Below are 21,019 nucleotides of genomic sequence, written 5' to 3' on the forward strand. Positions count from 1 at the left end.
TCTCAAACTCATGTCCACTGGCGGTTCACATCAGCGTGCTGTCGTAGCAGTCGGCAGCCGAGGCGACGTCGCCACCTGGCCGGCGTGGGCGTCGCACTCCAGCACGCTGAACCCTGGTTCACCGCCGCCACTTTCATACCGTTCGTCGGCCATGGCTGGGGGTGCGGGCTCACTACGACCTTGGTCGGGGCGCCGCGAGCTCTCGCAGTGACGACAAGAACAATTCGTCCATCCGGGGACTCAGTTCAGCCAAGGTCGCGGCGCTGGCATAACTCGCCGAGCCGAACACCCGCTCCAGTACGTCCGCCTCGGTTGCGGCGCCGATCGACAGGCACAGGCACCCTACGCCGTCGGCGCGCAACTCCTCGAGCGCCTTGCGGGAATCGGCTTCGGCATAACGTCCTTCGTAACCGTCGTCGTAAGGGAAGCCGTCCGACAGCACGAGCAGCAACCGATGCGGTGTGCCCGCCTGCGTCTTCAATATTTCACCGGCGCCGCGGATACCGGCGCCTAGTCGGGTATAACCCGACGGCTGCAGCTGGTTGAGGCGGGCCGGACCGCCTGCGCCGAACCGCTGCCCGAAACTCTTGATCACGGGCAGATGCACCGCGCTTCGCCCGTGTGAGCGGAAGCCGTACACCGCGACGCGATCGCCGAGGTCTTCGAGCGTCACGGTGAGCGTGGCTGCTGCACAGCGTTGATGTTCGTGGACGGCCCGCCCGTCGCCGTCGGCGTCGATTGCCGACCCCGAGACATCGACGAGTATGAGCACACCGAGGTTGCGGTCGAGTTTGCGACGCGCGGTGTAGACATGTTCTGGGGGTGAATGTCCAGAGCGCAGGTCGACGAACAGGTCGATCAGGGCCTCGACGTCTACGTCGTCACCGTCGGCGCGGGCACGCAGCACTTTCGGACCCAAGCCGACTCGGGCCAGCCTGCGCCGCAGCACGGCGTCACGCGCGGGACCGGCCATGCCTGACCCTTTCGTCGCCGTGACCGGGAAGTCGATGACGCGGCACCAATCCTCCCGATAGCGGTTACCGAAGACGTCCCATTCCGGATACCGGGCGCCACCTACTCCCATTGCGGCACCCGGGGTTTCGTCGCCGGTGAAGCGTATCGGGGTGGGCAAGGGCCGAGCGTTCACTCCGGCGCGCGACGTCCGCTTGATCGAACCCACCCCCAACTCGCCGCCGGCGCCCTCGCTCCCGGAAGAGCGAGAGGTGCCAAACAGTGTGTGCAGAAAGTTCGCGGGCGCCTGCGCGCCGAGCGGAACCTCGAACAGCTTCAGGATCCAGCTCTTCTCGGGCGGTGCCTCGTCGTCGCCTTCCTCCGTCTCGGACAGGTGGGCGTGCTCGACAGTCATCCGGACGTCGGCTTCTGCCGCTTGCGACCCCGCTTCGATCCGGGCGCGGATCAGTTTCGACGCCTTGATTGTGCCGTACCAGTCCGGCGCGACGTCGAGTTTTGCTCTGCTAGAAGCGATTTCGAGCGATTCTTCGGAACTGGCCGACCACGGCGGGTATCCCGGCCCGACGGCTGCCGCCAGCGGAACACTCCTGCCGAGTTCGGCGAGAACACGGTGGCCTTCGAGCGCCAGGTAGCGGCGTGCGAGCGCCGGGCGCACGCGCAGTCGCCTGACGTACCGGTCGTCGAGGCTGCCGGCACCGAGAAGAGCGCTCTGGAGCAGCACTTCGCGCCTCTGCCGATCCACGTCAGCGCTTGTAGATACGAAAATGACCTGCCCGTCGGTGTACGCGAACTCACCACCGGGGACCACGGCGATGTTGATGGGCCGCCCTGCGAGAAATGCGGCGAGGAGCCCGAAGTGTTGCAGTGCACTGTGTTTGGTCTTCACCGCCGCGGCAGGACCGCTTCGACGAGTTCGCCCAGGGCCCGGATCACGTCGGGATCGTCGGAGAGCACCTCGACCACGGCGGACTGGACGGCGTCGCGCAAACCGAGTCCTTCGGCGACGAGGCCGCCCGCAAGAATCAGCATGCGGGTCGACGCCACCTCGCTCAGCGCCGAGCTGTCCAGGTTCCGGATGGCGTTTCCGAGGACGACCAGCGACGCGGCGGTAGACGCATCGATTCCTGCTTCGCGGGCCACCACCTCGGTTTCGATCTCGGCAGCCGGGAAATCGAGGCTGATCGCGACGAAACGCTGGCGGGTCGAGTCTTTCAGGCTTTTCAGGATGCTTTGGTAACCGGGGTTGTAGGAGATCACGAGCTGAAAGCCGGGCGCCGCGGACAAGGTGGTGCCGAGCCGGTCGATGGCTAGCTCGCGACGGTGGTCGGCGAGCGGATGGATCACCACCGTCGTGTCTTGGCGCGCCTCCACGATCTCGTCGAGGTAACAGATGGCGCCGTCGCGCACCGCTCTGGTCAACGGCCCGTCCACCCAGACGGTTTCGCCGCCCTTGAGCAGGAAGCGACCGACCAGATCCGCCGAGGTCATGTCCTCGTGGCCGGCGACGGTGATGAGCTCACGGCCGAGTTCGTGGGCCATCGCCTCGACGAAACGAGTTTTTCCGCACCCGGTGGGTCCTTTGAGCAGCACCGGGGAACCCCGGCGCGCCGCCGCCCGGAAGATGTCGACCTCCATACCGGCGGCGCGGTAGAACGGGGACTGCGAACCCGTCTCGGCGGTCGACCGAAACTTACTGGCCGTCATCGCTGTTCGGGCGCTGAATCGGTACGACGGGCGGCATCTGCACCCCTTCCGGCAGCACGAGCTCCCCGTCGTGATTGATGTATCCCGAATGCTTGGTCGGTAGCGGCAGATCAGGATTGGGGCACGGTCGATCGGTGCCCTCGCCGCAGATCCCCGGGTTGAAGTACGAGCGCTTCTGCACATCCTCCGGCCACGGATCGCCCTGCATGCCGAGCCACGTCGCGGGGACGTTGTAGAAGAGAAAGAAGCAGGCGCTGACCCCTCCGAAAATGGCCAGGAAGCGGATGAACTGTTGTTTGACCACCCCGCCACGAAGGCTGTCGAGCCCGCGTTCGACCACCGTCCGGCCCCGGTCATCGGTGAAGAAACGCAGGCAGCACAGCGCCGCCTGGACGCCGCCCCACATCAAGCCCTCGTAAATCGGCCATTGGTAGTACGTGCCCGCGTTGAACGACAACGACTGGATGGCGCCGGGGTAGGAATAGAAGCCGATCGGCAGCATGACCAAGGCCTCCATGACGAAGTCGAAGACAAAGGCGATCGCATAGGTGACCAGGATCAGCCTCAGATTGCTGATTGCGGGCCAACGGTTCTTGATCTTTCGCATGAGCCAACACCCCACGATGGTGATCAGCAGTACGCCGTACATGTAGCCGGGGATGTTGGTCAGCAGCGGCTCGGGCACGGTATGGCCCGGTTCCTCGTGTGCCACCCAGCCCGGAATGTGTGGTGCCCACGAGCCCTGGTTCCAGAGCCAAGCGTTGTAGGTGCACCAGGTGCTGTAGTAGTTGAGCATCGGATCCTGGAACATCATCAGGCCCATCGACACCAGCAGCATGCCGTCGAGGGTGATGCGTTTCTCCCGCATCCAGGGCCGGATGAGGAAGAACCACAAGGCGAACGGCAGGCCGATCCAGAGCACGATGGCGTTGGCCATCAGCGGTATTTGCATGTACATCGGTGGTTCGCTCGGACCTCCCTCCACTGGCTCGAAGAAGGGGCCGGTGACCCACCGGATGAACACATAGACCGTGTACGCCAAGAACACGGTGCCGACCGTCGCCCAGAACTTGAAGGCGGCCGAGGACGACGGCCGCGGCCTCCCCAGGTCGGCGGTCGCGCCGACGGATTCGGTGATCGCAGACCTCTTGGATAGTTCACTCATGATCGGTTTCCCCTTGGCGATCGTGGCGGTGGTCGGCGGCGCGAGGCCATCCAACTGATGCGAATATACTCGTCGGTATCTCAGAGTCCAATAGGTTACTCAGATTCTGTGGCAGAATATCGTCATGGCGGAGCGCTGGACGCGAGAGCGCAGACTCGAGCACACACGCTCGGTACTGCTGGACGCCGCCGAAGAGGTCTTCGCCGAAAAGGGTTTCACCTCAGCCACTCTCGATGACATCGCGAAGGCTGCCGGATATACGAAGGGTGCGATCTACAAGCACTTCGCAGCCAAGGAGGATCTCTTCCTGGCGGTCAGCGATCGCTACTGGCGCCGGTACTTCGACAACTTCGCCGAGGTGATGTCGGCATCGACCGTCGTCGGTGAGCGCGAACTCGACGAGATTGCCCAGCGCTGGTGCCAGCTGAGCCGCGACCGCGGCGCCGAACATGCCGCCTTGGGGCTGGAGTTCACGCTCTATCTGCTGCGCAATCCGGAAGCACGGGACCGGGTCGCGGCCAAGAGATCCGAAGTCGTCGAAGCACTCGCGAAGTTCATCGTCGAGGGTATGGAGCGGCTGGGCGCAACGCTGCTCATCCCGCCGCTGACTTTCGCGCAGACGCTGGTGGCCACCAGCGACTCCGTCGTCTTGGGCAGCGTGCTAGACGGGGTGGACCTGTACCGGCCGATCGTGGAGATGTACACATCGGTCATCAAGCTGCCCAGCTGAGTGCCACCGCTAGCCCTCGAGACGTCGACGACCCGAGCCGGGCACCCGTCGTGGTCTACGTTGAATCACTGCGCCAGGTAAGTGGATTGTCCCGCAGCAATGTTGAGCGGCCCGTGTAACCGCATCGTTGTCCGTGTCAATGGGCGTTGGCTCGCCTGAGCGTGGCGGAGGCGGCACGAATGCAGAGCGCTCGACCGGCCGGCGAGGATCTGCGCAACCCGCCACGGTCGGACGAAGAGCCACTGAGCAGGGTGCGGCCTTGCCAGCTGCAGGGATGTCCGTTATGGATAGAGCTATGGCAGATCAATCGGCGGAGCTCGGCTCGTTCTTACGAGCGAGGCGTCAAGCGGTGACGCCGCGGGACGCCGGCCTCGTGCCTGGCGACGGTCGGCGGGTTCGTGGCCTTCGTCGAGAAGAGCTGGCTCTGCTTGCCGGGTTGAGCACCGACTACTACCGACGGCTTGAACAGGGTCGGGAGCACCGACCGTCGCTGCAAGTGCTTCGTGCGCTCGCACGCGCGCTGCGGCTCGATGCGCACGCGACTGCCTACCTCATCTCGCTTGTCCATCCCCTCCCCCTCGCGATGCCGGCTCATGCCACCACGGTCTCCGCGGGAGTCCGACTTCTCCTCGATTCCGGCTTGCGCGTACCGGCAATCGTCGTCGATCTGGGCCTCAACATCCTTGCGATCAACGCGGCTGGTCGTGCGATGTACAGCGGCTTTGGCGACACTGACAACCTTGCCCGCATGGTGTTCCTCGACCCTGCCGCCAGAGATTTCTACACGGATTGGCACCAGGTGGCCACCCAGGTCGTCGGCAACCTCCGTTCAGGCCTGACCCGATTCCCGAATGACGACCGCGTCGCCGAGGTGGTCGATGAGATCTCCGCTCGCAGTTCATTGTTCGCGGAACTGTGGGCGACCCACGACGTACGTCCGCGCGCCAGCGAGGACAAAGTGTTCCATCACCCGCAAGTCGGCGAGCTACACCTACACTTCGAGGCGCTCGAGGTAGCGGACGCGCCCGACCAGCGGCTGTTCGTTTACTGTCCGCGCGAGAACGGGCCGTCTCCAGACGCCGTCGCTTTGCTGGAATCGCTTACGACGGTGACCGCGCCGGCGTAGCCGCGCTGAGCTCGTCGATCTGTTCCGGTGTCAACTGCACTTCAGCGGCAGCCACATTCTCTTCCAGATGCGTGCGGCGCGATGTGCCAGGGATGGGAAGCATCGCCGGTGAGACGTGCAACAACCAGGCGATCGCCACCTGGCCCACAGTGCACTGGTGTGCCCGCGCGATGTCGGTGAGCGCTTGGTGGGCCGCGGCGAGCCCGCCCTGCGCCACCGGCGCCCAGGGAATGAACGCGAGCCCATCGCGTTCGCACACCTCCAGAATGTCCTTGGCGCTCCGGTCGATGACGTTGAATCGACTTTGGACACTGACGATATCGGCGATCTGCCGCGCCTCGTCGAGCTGCTCCACCGTGCATTGCGACATGCCGATCTCGCGGATCTTGCCTTCATCCTGGAGCGCCTTGAGCTCACCAATCTGGTCTGCCAGCGGCACTTTGGGGTCCACCCGGTGCAGCTGCAACAGATCGATCTGATCGACCCCCAAGCGGCGCATGCTCATCAATACCTGCTGCCGCAGGTATTCGGGTCGTCCGACCGGCGGCCACGCCGCCGGCCCGAGGCGTTTCGGCCCACTGTCAGTGTCGATGACATCAGGTCCGTTTCGGGTCAAGCCCGCCTTCGTCGCGATTATCACGTCATCGGGGTACGGGTGCAGCGCCTCATACAAAATCTGTTCGGCGACATGCGGGCCGTAGGAGTCGGCGGTGTCGATGAACTGCACGCCGAGGTCGACCGCCCGACGGGCCACGGCGATACATTCGGCCCGGTCCTGGGGCTCACCCCAGATCCCGCGGCCCGTGAATCTCATTGAACCGAAACCCAAGCGCGACACTGTCTTACCAGCAATAGTGATCGTCTGCGGATTCATGTTTTACCTCCACTTCACTGCGTTTCCATTGTGGTTCTCGGGCCCTCGTACTGCCGGTACGACCAGCCCCACCGCGACCACGGTAGGTGCCCTCCCGTGGGCTTGAGGGGGTAGTGATACACCCCCCCACTTCAGGAATAAGCTGACTGCCGCGCGCGATCAGGTCGCGAAACGACACCCGGTGGCCCCGCCGCTTTCGCTATTCAGTCACGCCCCGAGCGGCCGCGTCGAATTCACAGAACATCCTGGTGAAGTACTCGGGCTGCTCCTCGGCCACCCAGTGGCCGCAGTCCGGGACAAGCTGATCTGTCACCGAATCAGCGACCTCTTCACACATTGCCCGGAAGTTGATGGCGAGAGGCCCGGAAGCACCTCCCGAAGCCAACACCGGGATGGTGAGCTTGCCGCGTCGTTGCAGCGCGGTGCGATTGTCGTCGGCGTCGCGGTCGAGTTCCCGGTAGATCTCACACATTGCGCGCATGGCTCCCGGGGCTTCGAACGCGCGGGTGTACACGTCAAGGTCATCATTGGAGATCGCATCCGGTTGGTAGGTCAGTTCGTCGAAGAATCGGTTGATGTACCAACGTTCACGTCCGTGCGTGAGGTAGACCGCAATGTCCGGGTTGGCATGAAAGGAGAACTGCCACGCTGACTTCTGAGCCACTCGCCATTCGTAGTAGGCAGTGCCCGGCAGCGGAGCCTCCATGAAGGTGGCGCTCACGACATCGTCGCGGTACCGCAGCGCGAAACCCAGAGCCAGTGTCGACCCGAGATCATGGCCGACAAGCGAGATGGGCTCCGCCACGTTCAGGGTCTCGCGTACAAGACTGTGAATATCACCGGCCATGGTCCACTTGTCGTACCCGTCACGAGGTTTGTCAGACGCGCCTGCGCCGCGATAGTCGGGCATGATCACCCGATAGCCGGCGGCGGCCAGCGGAATCATGACCTTGCGCCACTCGTATCGCGTTTGGGGCGCGCCGTGGAGAAGCACGACGGTCTTGGTGGGTTCAGGTGGAGTGGCAACCGTATAGCCGATACGAACCGTCCTATCCGGGTCGACCCAGGCCCGACCGTGGTGGACATCGACATCGTGCCCTGTGGTCATGTTCTTTCGCCTCTCTTTGTGCATGCCCTATCGGCGGCCAGTGTCGCCCCGGCGTCCCCGCGAAGGGGGGGAACAAGTCGGCCCCCCGGCACGCCCGACTCACCGCTAGGGCCAACCACGATCCGACGGCGCCACCATGACATGCCGCTCTCTTATGCCGACCACCGCCAACGGATGCGACCACCGGTAACCCCGACCCGACAGCGACGCTAGGGCCCCGCATCAGCGTGACGTCGTCGGTGGTCCGGCAACCACGCGGGCCCCGGCTGAAGAACCGATGCGCGTTGACCGCGCGGCTACTCAGCACACGTTGCGCCGCAATCGCTTTCGCCACTGCATCACACCGGCCCGACAGAATAGCGCCGACAACACCCCCTCCCCTGGAACCGAACGAGCGCTTGACGCGCACTGGCCAGCACTTTGACCGTGGTGGACGCTGCGATCTTTCGGTGGGTTAGTTGGATCGGAAAGCGATAACTCCCACGGGCCGAGGCCGATGCCGCTGGCACCGGCCTAAGAGAACGGCCTTGGCCAGTCCGCCTGTCAGGTCGCTTCGCCACGATTACAGCATTGCGCAGATCTGTCGTCGGTTGCCGGTTGCCCATCACCGTGCCGACGCATCGGATCAGCTCGTCGTCGGATGACTCCGCCGGCTGAACTGGGAGCTCGACCCGCCCACTACGGTGGGTCGCCGACCGATTCACGGTGCCCTCCGACCGCGCCCACATTGGGGCGGTTTTGGAAACGGCGGGCGGTGACGTGGCCTATAGGGGCTGCGCGGAAATCAGCACCCGATGCCTGTTGAACGCGCAGAGACTGTCCCACTAATGGTCATCAGTGATGCATTTCTGCATCAGGGCGGTGCGATTGTGGCCGTTGACCCTCCGAGGAACCGTCACAACACTGAGTGTTGTCCACATCACGATGAGTCCGGATGTGCCCGCCGCACCGGGCTGTAGAAGGAGTTCCAATGAGCAAGATTGCCTGGATCGGCCTCGGCCACATGGGTGTTCCGATGTCACGCAACATGGTTCTGGCAGGACACACTGTGCGGGGCTACGACATCTCAGCGACTGCATGCGAAGCCGCCCAGGCCAACGGCGTCGAAATCGCGGACTCCATCGCCGATGCCGTGCGCGACGTCGACGCGGTCTTCACGATGCTGCAGTCCGCAAGGGTTGTCGAACAGGTGGTGACCGGGCCCGATGGCGCTTTCGCCAACATGCCCAAAGGCACTGTTGTTGTCGATTGCTCAACGATCGGAATCGACTCGGCTCGCACACTAGCCCAGGCGGCCAAGGACCTCGGGGTCGGCTTCGTCGACGCCCCCGTGTCCGGCGGTGTAGAGGGCGCTGAGGACGGGAGTCTGACCCTGATGCTGGGCGGTGACATCGACCACGTAGCGGCCGCAGAGCCGCTGCTGAAGTCGGTCGGCGAGTACATCGTGCACGTTGGTCCCAGCGGCGATGGCCAGGCAATGAAGGTCGTCAACAACGCAATGATGGCAGTCGGCATGGCGACTGCATGTGAGGTTTCCGTGCTGGCGCAACGACTCGGTCTCGACCCGCAGGTCTTCTTCAACATTGTCACCCGTTCCTCAGGCGACAGCTGGGTGTTCCGCAACTGGTTCCCGCTCCCGGGTGTCGTCGAGACGTCTCGGAGCTCCCACGGTTATGAGCCGGGTTTCATGATCGACCTGATTCATAAGGATCTGCGTTTGGCCACCGCTACGGCCGAGCACTTCGATGTTCGATTGGATACCGCGACCGCGGCTGCCAACCTGTTCGCTGACGCCTCCGCCGCTGGAGCCGGCGAGCTTGACTGCACCGCGCTGGCAGTCACTCTCGGCGCCCAGGTGGACAAGACCACCACCGTGTGACCTTGCTGCTGCCTACCCGTCCTTCTCGCCGGAGGACGGGTGGTGCCGCCCAGAACCGACGTCCCGAAAGAGATCCCACGAATGCCGTTTTTCGCCCTCACCTACCGATACATCGACGACGCAGACCTGGTGTCTGAGCACCGGCCAGAGCACCGTGCCTATCTGCGCGACCTCGCCGACGGCGGCCAGCTTGTCCTGGCAGGTCCCCTGGGTGAGCCCGGTCCTCCCGGCGGTCTACTCATCTTCGATGTCGAGAATGTCGCGCGCGTCGAGGACCTCGCCGACAACGACCCCTTCCATCTTCGGGACATAGTGCAGGAGAGGCTAATTCGGCCTTGGTCCCTGTCAATCGGCGAGGAGCTGCTCGCACCCGACACCGGGATCGCACCCTAATACCGACTCGAAGGCTCACCTGACAGCGACAGTCTGCTAAATGAGTTCGAGACCACGAGAATCGTCCCCCGGCGACACTACGCTGGGGGACTTCTCCCTTTGCTCAACGCGCTGAGTTGCTGGGTGAGCCAGAGCTACACACCGTCGGACTGGTCATGTCGGCGGCAGTAAATCCGCGCGGCGTCTGGCTGCCTCGGCGTGAATGGCGTCACGTACTGCTCGCACGGTGGGGTTGGTGAGATTCTCCCGCCGAACCGCGAGCGAGAAGCTCAGGCGAATGTCGACCTCGGCGGGCAGCAGTCTGATGAGTTCAGGATGCGGCTTGGCGAGAAAGGCGGGGAGGAGCCCGATCCCGCCGCCCGCCCGGGTCGCTTCGACGTGCGCAAAGATGTTGGTGGACATGAAACTTGCGGTCGCACCGGGTAAGTGACGGTCAAGATCCAAGTCCCCCACTTGGAGTAAAGAGTCCACGAAGAAGATGATGGGGTGCCGGCGGACGTCCTCAACGGCTTCTGGCGTCCCAAAACGCTGGAGATACTCCCCGGTGGCGTAAATGCCCATGGTATAGGCGCTGACGGTCTCGGAGACCAGGCGGCTGTTGACGGTCGCGCCGACGGCAATGGCAACATCGAATCCCGACTGCTGCAGATTCATTTGTCTTGTCGCCGTAAGTAGTTCAACAGACAGATCCGGATGCTCGATGCGAAGTCGCGCCAACGCCGGAGCGACGATGACCGTCCCGAATCCGTCAGGTGCGGTTACGCGGACCCTGCCTCGAAGCGTGCTGCTCTGATTGCCGATCGCTGCGTCCACGGCCTCTTGCAGTGACTCCTCGATCGCCCTGGCGCGGTCGGCAACCGCCTTACCGATGTCGGTCAACTCCCATCCCACTGCGCCGCGTTCAATCAGTCGCACGTCCAGCGCTTTTTCGAGGGCATGGATTCGACGCGACACCGTGGTGTGGTCGACTCCCAGATCCAACGCCGCCGACCGCCGGGTGCCCGTCCGAGCGATGGCACTGAGGTACCGGAAGTCGTCTGCCCTGATCTGTCGGAGATCGATCGTTCGCTTGATCTGGCTGGCTTCGCGGGCTGCGGCGCCGTCAGAAGACTGATTGCCACCCATGGACGCGCACTTTAGTCCTCTGGTCGCCGATCAAGTGCAAATCTGCACATGCCAGGCGCGAACCTGGTGGTTGACGGCGCAGTTCCACGCGCCGCATCGTGGAGTTCGGCATCACCACAGTGCGCCGGTTGCAACTACCGACCCGGGCCGGGTGATGCCACGACCGTGCTGATGTAGAGCAGGGCTTTTCCAAAAACTGCGAGGAGTTTCGTGATGACGTCCACATTGCCCTCATCGGGTTCGATTGCGCTACCTGAGGCACGCGACTATTTCATGTTTGTCGACGGAGAGTGGACCGCCGCGCTTGACGGGGCATGGACCGAGGTGACCACGCCCATCGAGCGTGGGCGTGTCATCGGCCGAGTACCCGAAGCGGGCGGCGCCGACGTGGATATTGCGGTCGCCGCGGCGCGCGCCGCGTTCCCTGCCTGGCGTGCGCAGCACTTCACCGCGCGGGCGCGGGCGTTGGGCCGCATTGCAGACGCGATCGAGGCGCGCAACGAGGATTTGGCCCGGCTGACCGCCCTCGACACGGGCAACGCGATTCGCACCCAAGCTCGGCCGGAAGCAGCAACTCTGGCCAACCTTTTCCGCTACTTCTCCGGCATCGCGGGTGAAGCCAAGGGTGTCGTTCTGCCAGCCGGCGACGATCAGCTGCAATACAGCAAGATCGAGCCGCTCGGCGTTGTCGGAGCGATTCTGCCGTGGAATTCACCTTTGATGATTGCCGGTTTCAAAATTCCTGCCGCTTTGGCGGTCGGCAACACGGTGGTGGTCAAGGCCGCCGAGGCTGCACCCCTCAGCCTGCTGCTGCTGGCGGAGATCTGCGCGGAGCATCTTCCGGCGGGCGTGCTGAACATCATCACCGGTCGCGGTTCTGTGGCCGGCGAGCGCCTGGTTCAGCATCCCGGTGTGGACAAAGTGTCCTTCACCGGCTCGACAGAGGTCGGCAGGCACGTGGCCCGGGAGGCCGGCGCTCGGCTTGCGCACGTCTCGCTGGAACTCGGCGGAAAGAATCCCTCCATCGTGTTTCCGGACGCCGCCGACGATGACGACCTGATCCCCAACTTACTGCTGTCGTCCCGTGTCCACCGGCAGGGACAGAGCTGCACCGCCGGATCGCGGTTGTTCCTGCACGCTGACGTCTACGACGATGTCCTGTCGCGGTTGGTCACTACCTTGGAAACGCAGGTCGTGGGCAACCCCCTTGATGAAGCGACCGATATCGGCGCGATCATCAACGACAAGCAGTTCGCCTCCGTCAACGGCTTCCTCCAAGACGGTTTGGCGACACCGGGTATCACGGTGGCCCTGGACGGTTCCCCCGAACGGCTGGGCCGCAGCGACGGATTCTTCATGGGGCCGACGGTGTTCGGCGGCGCGGATAACAACTGGCGCCTCTCACGCGAGGAGATCTTCGGCCCCGTCCTGGTCGCGATCCCGTGGCGCGACGAAGATGAAGTCATCAAGATGGCCAACGATTCCCATTACGGTCTGGCGGCCTACGTGTGGACCAACGACCTATCGCGGGCCGTCCGCACAGCAAACGCGTTGGAGACGGGTTGGGTTCAGGTCAACCAGGGTGGCGGACAGATGGTCGGACAATCCTATGGAGGCTACAAGCAGAGCGGTATCGGCCGAGAGGCGTCACTGGAGGGCATGCTGGCTGGCTTCACGCAGACCAAGCAGGTCAATATCCGCCTGAAAACGCCGTAACACCCACGCTTTTCGCCACTACGGAAACTTCAAAGCAAAGAGGTATCGACCTCTTACTGGCACATCGGAAGGGTCTTGATGAAAGCGGCTGTCGTGAACGCCAACGGTGGGCCGGAGAATATCCAGCTGACCGAGACCCAAGCAGCCCATCCGGGTGCGGACCAAATTGCGGTCGCAGTCGAAACCGCGGGCGTGAACTATCTCGACATCTACCAACGCAACGGCGCGGTGGCCGCCCCGTTCGTAGCAGGTGTCGAAGGAGTCGGTACTGTCACGGCCGCAGGCCTGGGCGTCGACCAGGATCTGATTGGACGTCGGGTCGGATGGCTCAGCGGGCCAGGACGTTTCGCAGAAGCAGTCATAGTCGACGCCAGCAGCGTCGTCGAGATTCCCGCGGACATCGCTACTGATGATGCCGTCGCTCTGCTTATGCAAGGTCTCACCGCCCACTATCTGGTCACCAGCGCCTACAGGGTCTGTAAGGACACCACGGTGTTGGTGCACTCGGCAGCGGGAGGAGTCGGGCGCCTACTGGTTCAGGTCGCTCACCATCTCGGCGCCACAGTGATCGCCACGGCCTCGACGTCGAAGAAGCGTCGCCTCGCCGTCGACGCCGGCGCCGATCACGCTGTCGAATATGACGGTTTCGCCGAAGTGGTCAACGAGATCACCCAAGGACGCGGAGTCGATGTCATCTACGACGGCGTTGGCCGCGATACGGTGGCAGCAGGGCTCACGTGCTTGGCAGTGCGCGGCACACTGGTGGTGATCGGCGCCGCCAGTGGCCCGCCCCCGGCCATCGAGTTCCCCACACTGGCTGCGAAATCCCTATCGGTGACTCGTCCGTCGATTGCCCATTTCACCGCAGACCCTGCTGAATTGGCCAGACGCGCCCACGAGGTGTTCGAGTGGGCGCGGTTGGGTGTCCTCACCACCGTCATCGCGGGCCGTTATCCATTAGCCGAAGTAGCGCGAGCACAAGAAGATCTGTCCTCCCGCTCGCTGGCCGGCAAGCTCCTCATAGACATCTCCTGACGCTCAACTACCCGCGGGCTGTGTGGCCGGACGACTTTCCCTGCCACACAGCCCGTCTCCAGCTCAACACAACCGTGGTGACCGGGTCAGGCACTACGCTCAGCGCGACCCCCACGGCAATGAGGCTCTGCGGTACGGAGCGAGCCGGTGGGCGGCACCTCGTCGTGGCGGCCAGCCAGGCTGCTCCGGTCTGTCCTAACCTGTTGCACGGGAACTCCGGCATCGCCGCCGTGTGGATTAGGCTTGGACGGCATCTCCCGGTACGCCGATCTCCGCTGCCGTCTCCGCCCGGGCCTGGCTGCACCGACACCGCCCCACCGGTTGCTCCACATCGCGTCATCGCGGGCACGTGCAGGCCGTCGGAAGGACACGACAGGCCACCCGCCGGGTATCCGAGACCACAGTTCGCTGAGCTGTTTGCCGGTCTGCACTCGGGTGATGATTGCTTCCTGCAATGTATTTGGGCAGTGTGATATGTTTCGCCGGCTTCTCGAGCACAGGGCGTTCATTGGAATCCTCACGCCAAAAGGGAGCGGGTGCACTTGGTGCGCCCGCTCCCTGCGGTCGATCAGCAATCTTCGTCAGAGTGCGACGCTACTGGTCGCCGCGTGAGGGCAAGCGCGGGCCTACACGCCGGCGCGATCGCCAGCTAGGTCCTCGCGATCGAGAGCCTGCAGGGAAACGCCTTTTGTCTCTTTGGCATAGAGCACCGCGCCGGCGGTGACAACGCAGGTCGCGGCGAGGTAGATCGCGATGGGCACGCCGCTGTCGAATTCTTTCAGCAGACTCACGGCGATGATGGGAGCCAGGGAACCCGCGAAGATGGACGTCACCTGTGACCCGAGGGACAGGCCCAGATAGCGCATCCGGGTGGGGAACATCTCGGCCATCATCGACGGCTGCGGTGCGTACATCAGGGCGTGGATGCCTAGCCCAGCCGAAATCGCAAGCACGATCAGCACCGCATTCCCGCTGGCCATCAGAGGGTAGGCGACGAAACCCCACAGTGCGCCCAGCACTGCGCCTGCCAGGTACACCGGCCTGCGACCCACTCGATCAGATAGCCGCCCGGCCAGAGGAACCAGGGCGAAGTGCACGGTGTGCGAGATGAGCATGTACCACAGAATGCGCTCAGTGCCTACGTCGGCAACCACCGCGAGGTAGGTGACGGAGAAGGTGGCCACCAGGTAGTACATGACGTTTTCGCCGAACCGGACACCCATTGCAGTCAAGATTGCACGCGGGTAACGCTTTACGACCTCGAAGACACCGTGGTGCTCAGCGGCCTCGGTGTGAGCGATCTCCTGCCGGGCAGCCTCGAAGACGGGGGCGTCGGACACTTTGGTGCGGATGTAGAAGCCGACGAACACGATCACAGCGGACAGCCAGAACGCGATGCGCCAGCCCCAGGCGAGGAAGTCAGCGTCTGACAAGGTAGACGTCAGGACGAGAAGCACAATGGTGGCGAGCAAGTTGCCACCCGGCACGCCGGCTTGAGGCCAACTGGTCCAGAAGCCACGGCGGTTGTTGGGGCTGTGCTCAGCGACCAGCAGTACTGCCCCACCCCACTCCCCGCCCAGAGCGAAACCTTGCAGGAACCGCAGGATGACAAGAAGCAGGGGGGCCCAAATGCCGATGGACGCGTACTCCGGGAGGCAGCCCATCAGAAATGTCGACGTGCCGACGATGGCGAGGCTGATCTGCAGAAGGTGCTTGCGTCCGTAGCGATCTCCGAAGTATCCGAAGACGACACCGCCAACCGGACGCGCGACGAATCCTACTGCGTAGGTGACGAAAGCGGCCAGAATGGCCGTGAGTTCGCTGGTGCCTGGGGCGAAAAAGATCTTGCTGAACACCAGAGTGGCCGCAGTTCCGTAGATGAAGAACTCGTACCATTCGACAATGGTGCCCGCCATGGCCGCTGCGACCACTCGCTTGAGCCGAGTATTGCCTTGATCTGAGCCGGCGGGCGCCAGCTCGTCTGAATGTTTCACCGTTGATCCTCCATGACGTGGGTTACTCCGCACCGCGAAAGTGACGCAGCGTGCCGGTAAACGCAGTATTCGGAACACGGGATGTGCTCCGCAACACACACCTCCGCGTCGGCTATGTGCAGAAACGCACCAGCGACAGCCGGCGCACTTTTGCACACCCGTGAGGCCGTTATGGCCATTGACCATGCATCGCGTGCACCGCAAAGTCATTGGCGACTAACAAACACCGGTCCGCTCACTCTTCGGTATCGGCGATCGCACATCAGGAGACGACTTGTCTGTCATCACGTGGGTCGGTCTGGGACGCATGGGGTTGCCGATGGCCTCGCTGTTGGTCAATGCTGGCCACGAAGTCCGCGGAGTCGAGATCAATCCCGCCTTGGCCGCAAGCGCCGCCGCCGAAGGGGTTGCCATGGTCACCTCGGCCGCGGAGGCCGTCGCCGATGCCAATGCCGTGTTCACCATGCTCCCCACCGGAGACCACGTGCGCGGATTGTTGTCGGGACCTGATGGGTTGTTCGCCCGGTCGGCGGTAGACACCCTCTTCATCGACTCGTCGACCATTGGCGTCGAGTCGGCGAAAGAGTTGCACGATCTCGCCGTCGCTAGCGACCGCCGTTTTGTCGATGCGCCGGTGTCGGGCGGCGTGCTCAAAGCAGCGGCAGGCACGCTGGTGTTCATGGTCGGCGGACGCGACGAGGACTACGCCCTCGCCTCGGGTTTCATCGAGCCGTTGTCGTCCCGGACTTTCCACACCGGCGGGCCCGGGATGGGCCAGGCCGCCAAGATCGTCAACAACATGATCGCTGCCGTATGTCTGGCAGGTACCAGCGAGGGTGTACTTCTCGCCGAGCGGCTGGGTTTGGACGCCACAGTGTTCTACGACATCGCGACGCGCTCCACAGCAGACAACTTTCCCTTGCGTGAGTGGTACCCGGTGCCGGGTATCGTTGCGACAGCACCGAGTTCGCATGAATACGCGCCAGGATTCACCGGTGCATTGTTGTTGAAGGATCTGTCGCTGGCGCTGCAAGCCGGCATGACCACCGACACTGATCTCAATACCGCGCACACGGTGCACACCCTGTTGTCGTCACTGGTGGAACGCGGTGGCGGCGACTATGACTGCAGCGCACTGTTTCCGTCGATCAGTGGTCGTCTGCCTGAGGAACAGAACCCCGTCAACAAGTGCTGATTGCCGCCCGCCGTCGTTCGCTGCCCGTCTTTGACCCTGAAGCTCAATTTCTACAGTCAACTCCGAAGGAGGACCCACCATGTCCGAAGGCCCTCTGCGCGACGTACTGGTGCTCGATCTCGCGCAAGCCTTGGCCGGCCCCATCGCTGCGATGATGCTGGGCGATCTGGGCGCCCGGGTGATCAAGGTCGAAAAGCCCAGACACGGTGACGATTCCCGAAACTGGGGACCTCCGTTCGTCGGCCCCAGTGACGATGCCGCCTATTCCACGTATTTCATGTCCGCCAACCGCAACAAAGAGTCGATCGAGCTCGACCTCAAATCAGACCCGGGCAAAGACGTGCTGCGCCGACTCATCCGCCGCGCCGACGTGCTGATCGAAAACTTCAGACCCGGCACGATGGACCGGCTGGGCTTTTCTGCAGAGATCATGGCTGCCCTCAACCCGAGACTGATTGTCCTGTCAATCAGTGGCTTTGGCCATGACGGGCCAGAAGGCTCGCGTCCCGGTTACGACCAGATCGCCCAAGGCGAGGCGGGTCTGATGTCGGTGACCGGCAGCACCGAATCCGGCCCGACTCGCATCGGGGTTCCGATGGCCGACGTGTTGGCCGGCGTTCACGGCGCTGCCGGCGTCTCGGCGGCACTAGCCGGGCGGGAGAAAACCGGTCACGGCGGCGTCGTTCGGACCTCACTTCTGGCCGCCGCAATCAGCGCGCACACCTTTCAGGGAACCAAGTGGACCGTTGGTGGCGAGGTGGCCGCACCGACCGGTAATCATCACCCTCAGATCGCCCCATACGGCAGCTTTCGGTGTCGCGACGGCTACGTCCAGATAGCCGTGGGCAGCGAGGCGATCTGGAAACGATTCGCTCCCGTCGCCGCTCTTGACAGCGGCGACTCCCGCTTCGCGGTGAACAGTTCACGGGTAGCCCATCGAGCCGAGCTCATCTCTGCTATCGAAGACAACTTCATCGCCCGGGACCGGACCGACATCCTGGCCGAACTTGCCACTGTCGGCGTGCCGGCCGGAGCCATCCGAACCATCGACGAGGTGTACGACTGGGAGCAGACCCGCAGTCAAGGTCTCCTGATCAACGTGCACCACAGCAAGGTGGGCGATATCGAACTCCCGGGCCCGTCCCTGCGCTTCGAGTCGGCAAGCGGCCACGCGCAGCTACGCACCACCCATGCCGCCCCACCTGTGCTCGGGGAGCACTCTGCGGCCATTCTCGACTGGCTCGCCGACACCGCCGAACAACATGGTGAACAGACTTTGCTCTCCGGCACAGCCGCCGTCTGAACGCGGCACGATGACCGTGCTCAAAAACACCCTGCCTGCGTCGGCGGATCACACGCCGGCTTCCACTATCGAAGCCGCTCAAGTAGAAAGCCTCTGGGGTGAGAGAAACGCTCAGGCGTCCGGTTGTCATGACGTGGAACACCATTGGCGCCGACTCGCTGGCCAAGAACGGTGTTCCGCCTGGTACTGCTGGCCGAGTTGCGCCGCCGTGAGCCACCGACAACGACGGTCAGCGCTCCGCCGGCATCGCGCTGCCGGAGGGCACCGGATTTGACGCGGGACCGCTGATGGAATCATGGCGTCAGCAATCGGTCGCACCCTGCTACGGCACGGATCTGACCCGCATCGAGCTGTCGGCCGCACTTGTAGCAGCCGAAAAGGGACGTTTGTCCAAGCGGCGCGACTTGGCGGTAGCGGCGTTTGCTGAGCGGATGGGCGAGGGCGCTGATCCGGACGCGGGGTTCGGTCTTCGCATCAGTCGTGCTTTGCAGTGTGGGGCTGGTCCATCGGTGCCATCGCACTTGTCGCGGCTCCGGTGGCGCTCCATCGTTCTCGACCAAATCTCAAGACCAGGAAGTCAACCATGAAGTCAATCATTATCGAGTTGGATGTAGAAGTACCGATGCGCGACGGCACCGTCCTACGGGCCGATATCTACCGTCCCGCCGACGCTGGCACATATCCTGTTCTACTGCAACGGATTCCGTATGACAAGCTCGGCCTGGCCGCAACAGTGTTGGCACTCGACGTGACGACTGCAGTCAAGCGAGGGTTCATCGTGGTGCAGCAGGACACTCGGGGCAGATTCGCCTCGGACGGCGAATGGCTCCCCTTCGCTTACGAACACACCGACGGCTACGACACCGTCCAGTGGGCCGCCGTGTTGCCCGGAAGCAACGGCAAGGTCGGGATGTTCGGCAAGAGTTACTCCGGACAAACCCAATGGGCCGCCGCGATGGAACAGCCGCCGGCCCTGGCGGCCATCGCACCACAGGTGACTTGGAGCGACCCCGACGACGGCATCTTCTTCCGAGGCGGTGCCATAGAACTCGGAAACAACGGGTACTGGGCTTTGGGTCAGTCTCTAGGGCAGCTACCGAAGGTAACCGCGCCGGAAGATCTCGAGGCGGCAATCCGCACCACCACCCGCGACTTTGACGACTTGGCGTCCAGAACGTATTGGGAATTGCCTGCCGGGTACCTGCCCGCCGTCATTCGAACAGGACTGCCAGACATCGGGATTCGACGTGCGCTCGACAATCCGGACACCGCCGACGAACTACGTGTCAAGGGCCACCATGACCAGGTGACTGTGCCGAGCTTGAACGTCGGCGGCTGGTACGACATCTTCCACCAGGGAACCCTGGACAACTACATGGCGATGCGCGAGCGTGGGGTGGCGACGAGACTGGTTATGGGGCCCTGGAACCACATGCACATGCCGGCTCTTCAGGCTGGCCACATCGGTGAGCGCAACTTTCGGTCGGCATCCGTGGTGCCGCCGGCACCCGGTGTCGCGAGTTTGACCGATCTGCAGCTGGACTTCTTCGATCAGTATCTTCGCGAGACGGCTGACACGGCAACCGAGGATCTCCCCGTCCGCATCTTCGTCATGGGCCTCAACGAATGGCGCGATGAGAAAGACTGGCCACTCGAACGGGCGGTTCCCACACCGCTTTACCTCCATCCGGCAGGGTCATTGTCCTTTGACCCGCCGGCAAGGAATGGCTCACAGACCGCCTTTGTCTACGACCCCTCCGATCCGGTGTTGACCTGCGGTGGCGGCCTAGTTATGAGCAATGAGTTCCCCCCGGGGCCGAAGGATCAAGCCGCAGTCGAAGATCGCGGAGACGTGCTGGTCTTCACTACTGCAGTGCTCGAAAAGGACCTCGAGATCACCGGCCGGGTGGAGGCTGTCATCCACGCCACGACTGATGTAACAACCACCGACTGGGTGGTTCGGCTCTGTGACGTCGATGAGGATGGACGGTCCTACAACGTTGTCGACGGCGTCACTCGAGCCCGCACCCAGCCCGGCAAGATCACATCGCATGCTGTCGATCTGTGGTCGACCAGTATCGTCGTCAGAGCCGGCCACCGGATCCGCGTACAGGTCACATCGTCGAACTTCCCGCGATGGGACCGCAACACCAATAACGACGATCCCACGAAATTACTTGTAGCGCATCAGATCGTCCACCACGATGAGGCCCATCCATCGCACATCGTCATTCCGGTCGTTCACTGAATCAACTTGGTTGGATCAGCCCTTTCGCGATGCCGAAACTGCCTGCCGCATTAGCGATGTCATATCGACATGCCCACTGCGTTGTTGCCGTAGCCAAATGATCGCACCGTCTCGTCGACGTGGGCTTCTCGCTTCCCCAGATCGCCGCGATGGGTGATGCCGACGACCACCCGGCGGCCGAACTGTGGCCCTTGACGATGAGCTGGCGGCGATCATCGAACGGCTGCAGCAGGCACGCACCGAACTGCGTCAGATCCTGGACCAGACGGCGCCGACCGACCTGGCGACGGAGTTCGTGTCACCGCACGCGGTCGCCGTTCGACGAAGTAGCCGCCGCCGTCGGGACTGACCGCATCGTGGTCGAGGGTGCCGTCTCGGTGAGCCGCAGGAATCCCTGGCTGTCAAGCTCGGACATCACGTCCGGCGAAGTGTGGGACATCGCCGCGAAGGGC

General features: G+C 63.5%; 17 protein-coding genes. 10 read left to right on the forward strand and 7 right to left on the reverse strand.

Going from position 1 to position 21,019, the window contains the following annotated elements:
- Positions 1-172 precede the first annotated feature (172 nt).
- From NL241_RS33755 to NL241_RS33765, 3 genes are read right to left on the reverse strand one after another with little or no spacing between them, the layout of a single operon-like run.
- A complete protein-coding gene (locus NL241_RS33755; protein WP_494396304.1) occupies positions 173-1,858 on the reverse strand; it encodes a nitric oxide reductase activation protein NorD in 1,686 nt (561 codons plus the stop codon).
- Positions 1,855-2,676 carry a CbbQ/NirQ/NorQ/GpvN family protein gene (locus NL241_RS33760; protein WP_494396305.1) on the reverse strand — a complete coding sequence of 274 codons (822 nt, stop codon included), beginning with the start codon at positions 2,674-2,676 and terminating at the stop codon, positions 1,855-1,857. The genes NL241_RS33755 and NL241_RS33760 overlap by 4 nt, the downstream gene beginning before the upstream one ends.
- A complete protein-coding gene (locus NL241_RS33765; RefSeq protein ID WP_494396306.1) occupies positions 2,663-3,841 on the reverse strand; it encodes a spirocyclase AveC family protein in 1,179 nt (392 codons plus the stop codon). The genes NL241_RS33760 and NL241_RS33765 overlap by 14 nt, the downstream gene beginning before the upstream one ends.
- A gap of 124 nt (positions 3,842-3,965) precedes the next feature.
- Between NL241_RS33765 and NL241_RS33770 the strand changes: the two genes are divergently transcribed.
- Complete coding sequence (locus NL241_RS33770) at positions 3,966-4,571, forward strand: TetR/AcrR family transcriptional regulator (protein ID WP_487689689.1); 606 nt, start codon at positions 3,966-3,968, stop codon at positions 4,569-4,571.
- 295 nt (positions 4,572-4,866) lie between these two features.
- A complete protein-coding gene (locus tag NL241_RS33775; protein WP_494396307.1) occupies positions 4,867-5,697 on the forward strand; it encodes a helix-turn-helix domain-containing protein in 831 nt (276 codons plus the stop codon).
- On the opposite strand, the gene NL241_RS33780 is transcribed toward NL241_RS33775, so the two are convergent.
- Positions 5,672-6,571 (reverse strand): aldo/keto reductase, encoded by a 900-nt coding sequence (locus NL241_RS33780; RefSeq protein WP_494396308.1) that lies wholly within the window; start codon positions 6,569-6,571, stop codon positions 5,672-5,674. The two genes, NL241_RS33775 and NL241_RS33780, sit on opposite strands and share 26 nt — an antisense overlap.
- Before the next feature lie 199 nt (positions 6,572-6,770).
- Positions 6,771-7,679 carry an alpha/beta fold hydrolase gene (locus NL241_RS33785; RefSeq protein WP_494396309.1) on the reverse strand — a complete coding sequence of 303 codons (909 nt, stop codon included), beginning with the start codon at positions 7,677-7,679 and terminating at the stop codon, positions 6,771-6,773.
- Between the two features lie 970 nt (positions 7,680-8,649).
- Between NL241_RS33785 and NL241_RS33790 the strand changes: the two genes are divergently transcribed.
- On the forward strand, positions 8,650-9,558 hold the full coding sequence (locus NL241_RS33790; protein ID WP_494396310.1) for an NAD(P)-dependent oxidoreductase: 909 nt from the start codon (positions 8,650-8,652) through the stop codon (positions 9,556-9,558).
- 42 nt (positions 9,559-9,600) lie between these two features.
- A complete protein-coding gene (locus NL241_RS33795) occupies positions 9,601-9,951 on the forward strand; it encodes a YciI family protein (RefSeq protein WP_494396311.1) in 351 nt (116 codons plus the stop codon).
- Positions 9,952-10,104: 153 nt separating this feature from the next.
- On the opposite strand, the gene NL241_RS33800 is transcribed toward NL241_RS33795, so the two are convergent.
- Positions 10,105-11,076, reverse strand: coding sequence for a LysR family transcriptional regulator (locus NL241_RS33800; protein ID WP_494396312.1), 972 nt, complete (start codon positions 11,074-11,076; stop codon positions 10,105-10,107).
- 213 nt (positions 11,077-11,289) lie between these two features.
- Between NL241_RS33800 and NL241_RS33805 the strand changes: the two genes are divergently transcribed.
- Both NL241_RS33805 and NL241_RS33810 read left to right on the forward strand, forming a co-directional pair.
- Positions 11,290-12,792, forward strand: a complete 1,503-nt coding sequence (locus NL241_RS33805; protein ID WP_494396313.1) for an aldehyde dehydrogenase family protein — start codon at positions 11,290-11,292, stop codon at positions 12,790-12,792.
- A gap of 78 nt (positions 12,793-12,870) precedes the next feature.
- Complete coding sequence (locus NL241_RS33810) at positions 12,871-13,827, forward strand: quinone oxidoreductase family protein (RefSeq protein ID WP_494396314.1); 957 nt, start codon at positions 12,871-12,873, stop codon at positions 13,825-13,827.
- 626 nt (positions 13,828-14,453) lie between these two features.
- Here the strand turns inward: NL241_RS33810 and NL241_RS33815 are convergent.
- Positions 14,454-15,821 carry an MFS transporter gene (locus NL241_RS33815; RefSeq protein WP_494396315.1) on the reverse strand — a complete coding sequence of 456 codons (1,368 nt, stop codon included), beginning with the start codon at positions 15,819-15,821 and terminating at the stop codon, positions 14,454-14,456.
- Positions 15,822-16,095: 274 nt separating this feature from the next.
- On the opposite strand from NL241_RS33815, the gene NL241_RS33820 reads away from it, so the two are divergent.
- The 4 genes from NL241_RS33820 (at position 16,096) to NL241_RS33835 (ending at position 20,916) form a co-directional block, all read left to right on the forward strand.
- A complete protein-coding gene (locus NL241_RS33820; RefSeq protein ID WP_494396316.1) occupies positions 16,096-17,016 on the forward strand; it encodes an NAD(P)-dependent oxidoreductase in 921 nt (306 codons plus the stop codon).
- Between the two features lie 79 nt (positions 17,017-17,095).
- Entirely contained in the window at positions 17,096-18,319 is a 1,224-nt protein-coding gene (locus NL241_RS33825; RefSeq protein ID WP_494396317.1) for a CaiB/BaiF CoA transferase family protein, read from the forward strand.
- Positions 18,320-18,902: 583 nt separating this feature from the next.
- Entirely contained in the window at positions 18,903-20,567 is a 1,665-nt protein-coding gene (locus NL241_RS33830; RefSeq protein WP_494396318.1) for a CocE/NonD family hydrolase, read from the forward strand.
- A gap of 184 nt (positions 20,568-20,751) precedes the next feature.
- Positions 20,752-20,916: a hypothetical protein gene (locus NL241_RS33835; RefSeq protein WP_494396319.1), complete on the forward strand. Its 165-nt coding sequence runs from the start codon at positions 20,752-20,754 to the stop codon at positions 20,914-20,916.
- Positions 20,917-21,019: the final 103 nt, after the last annotated feature.

It is taken from the genome of Mycolicibacterium sp. SMGY-1XX (assembly GCF_059132455.1).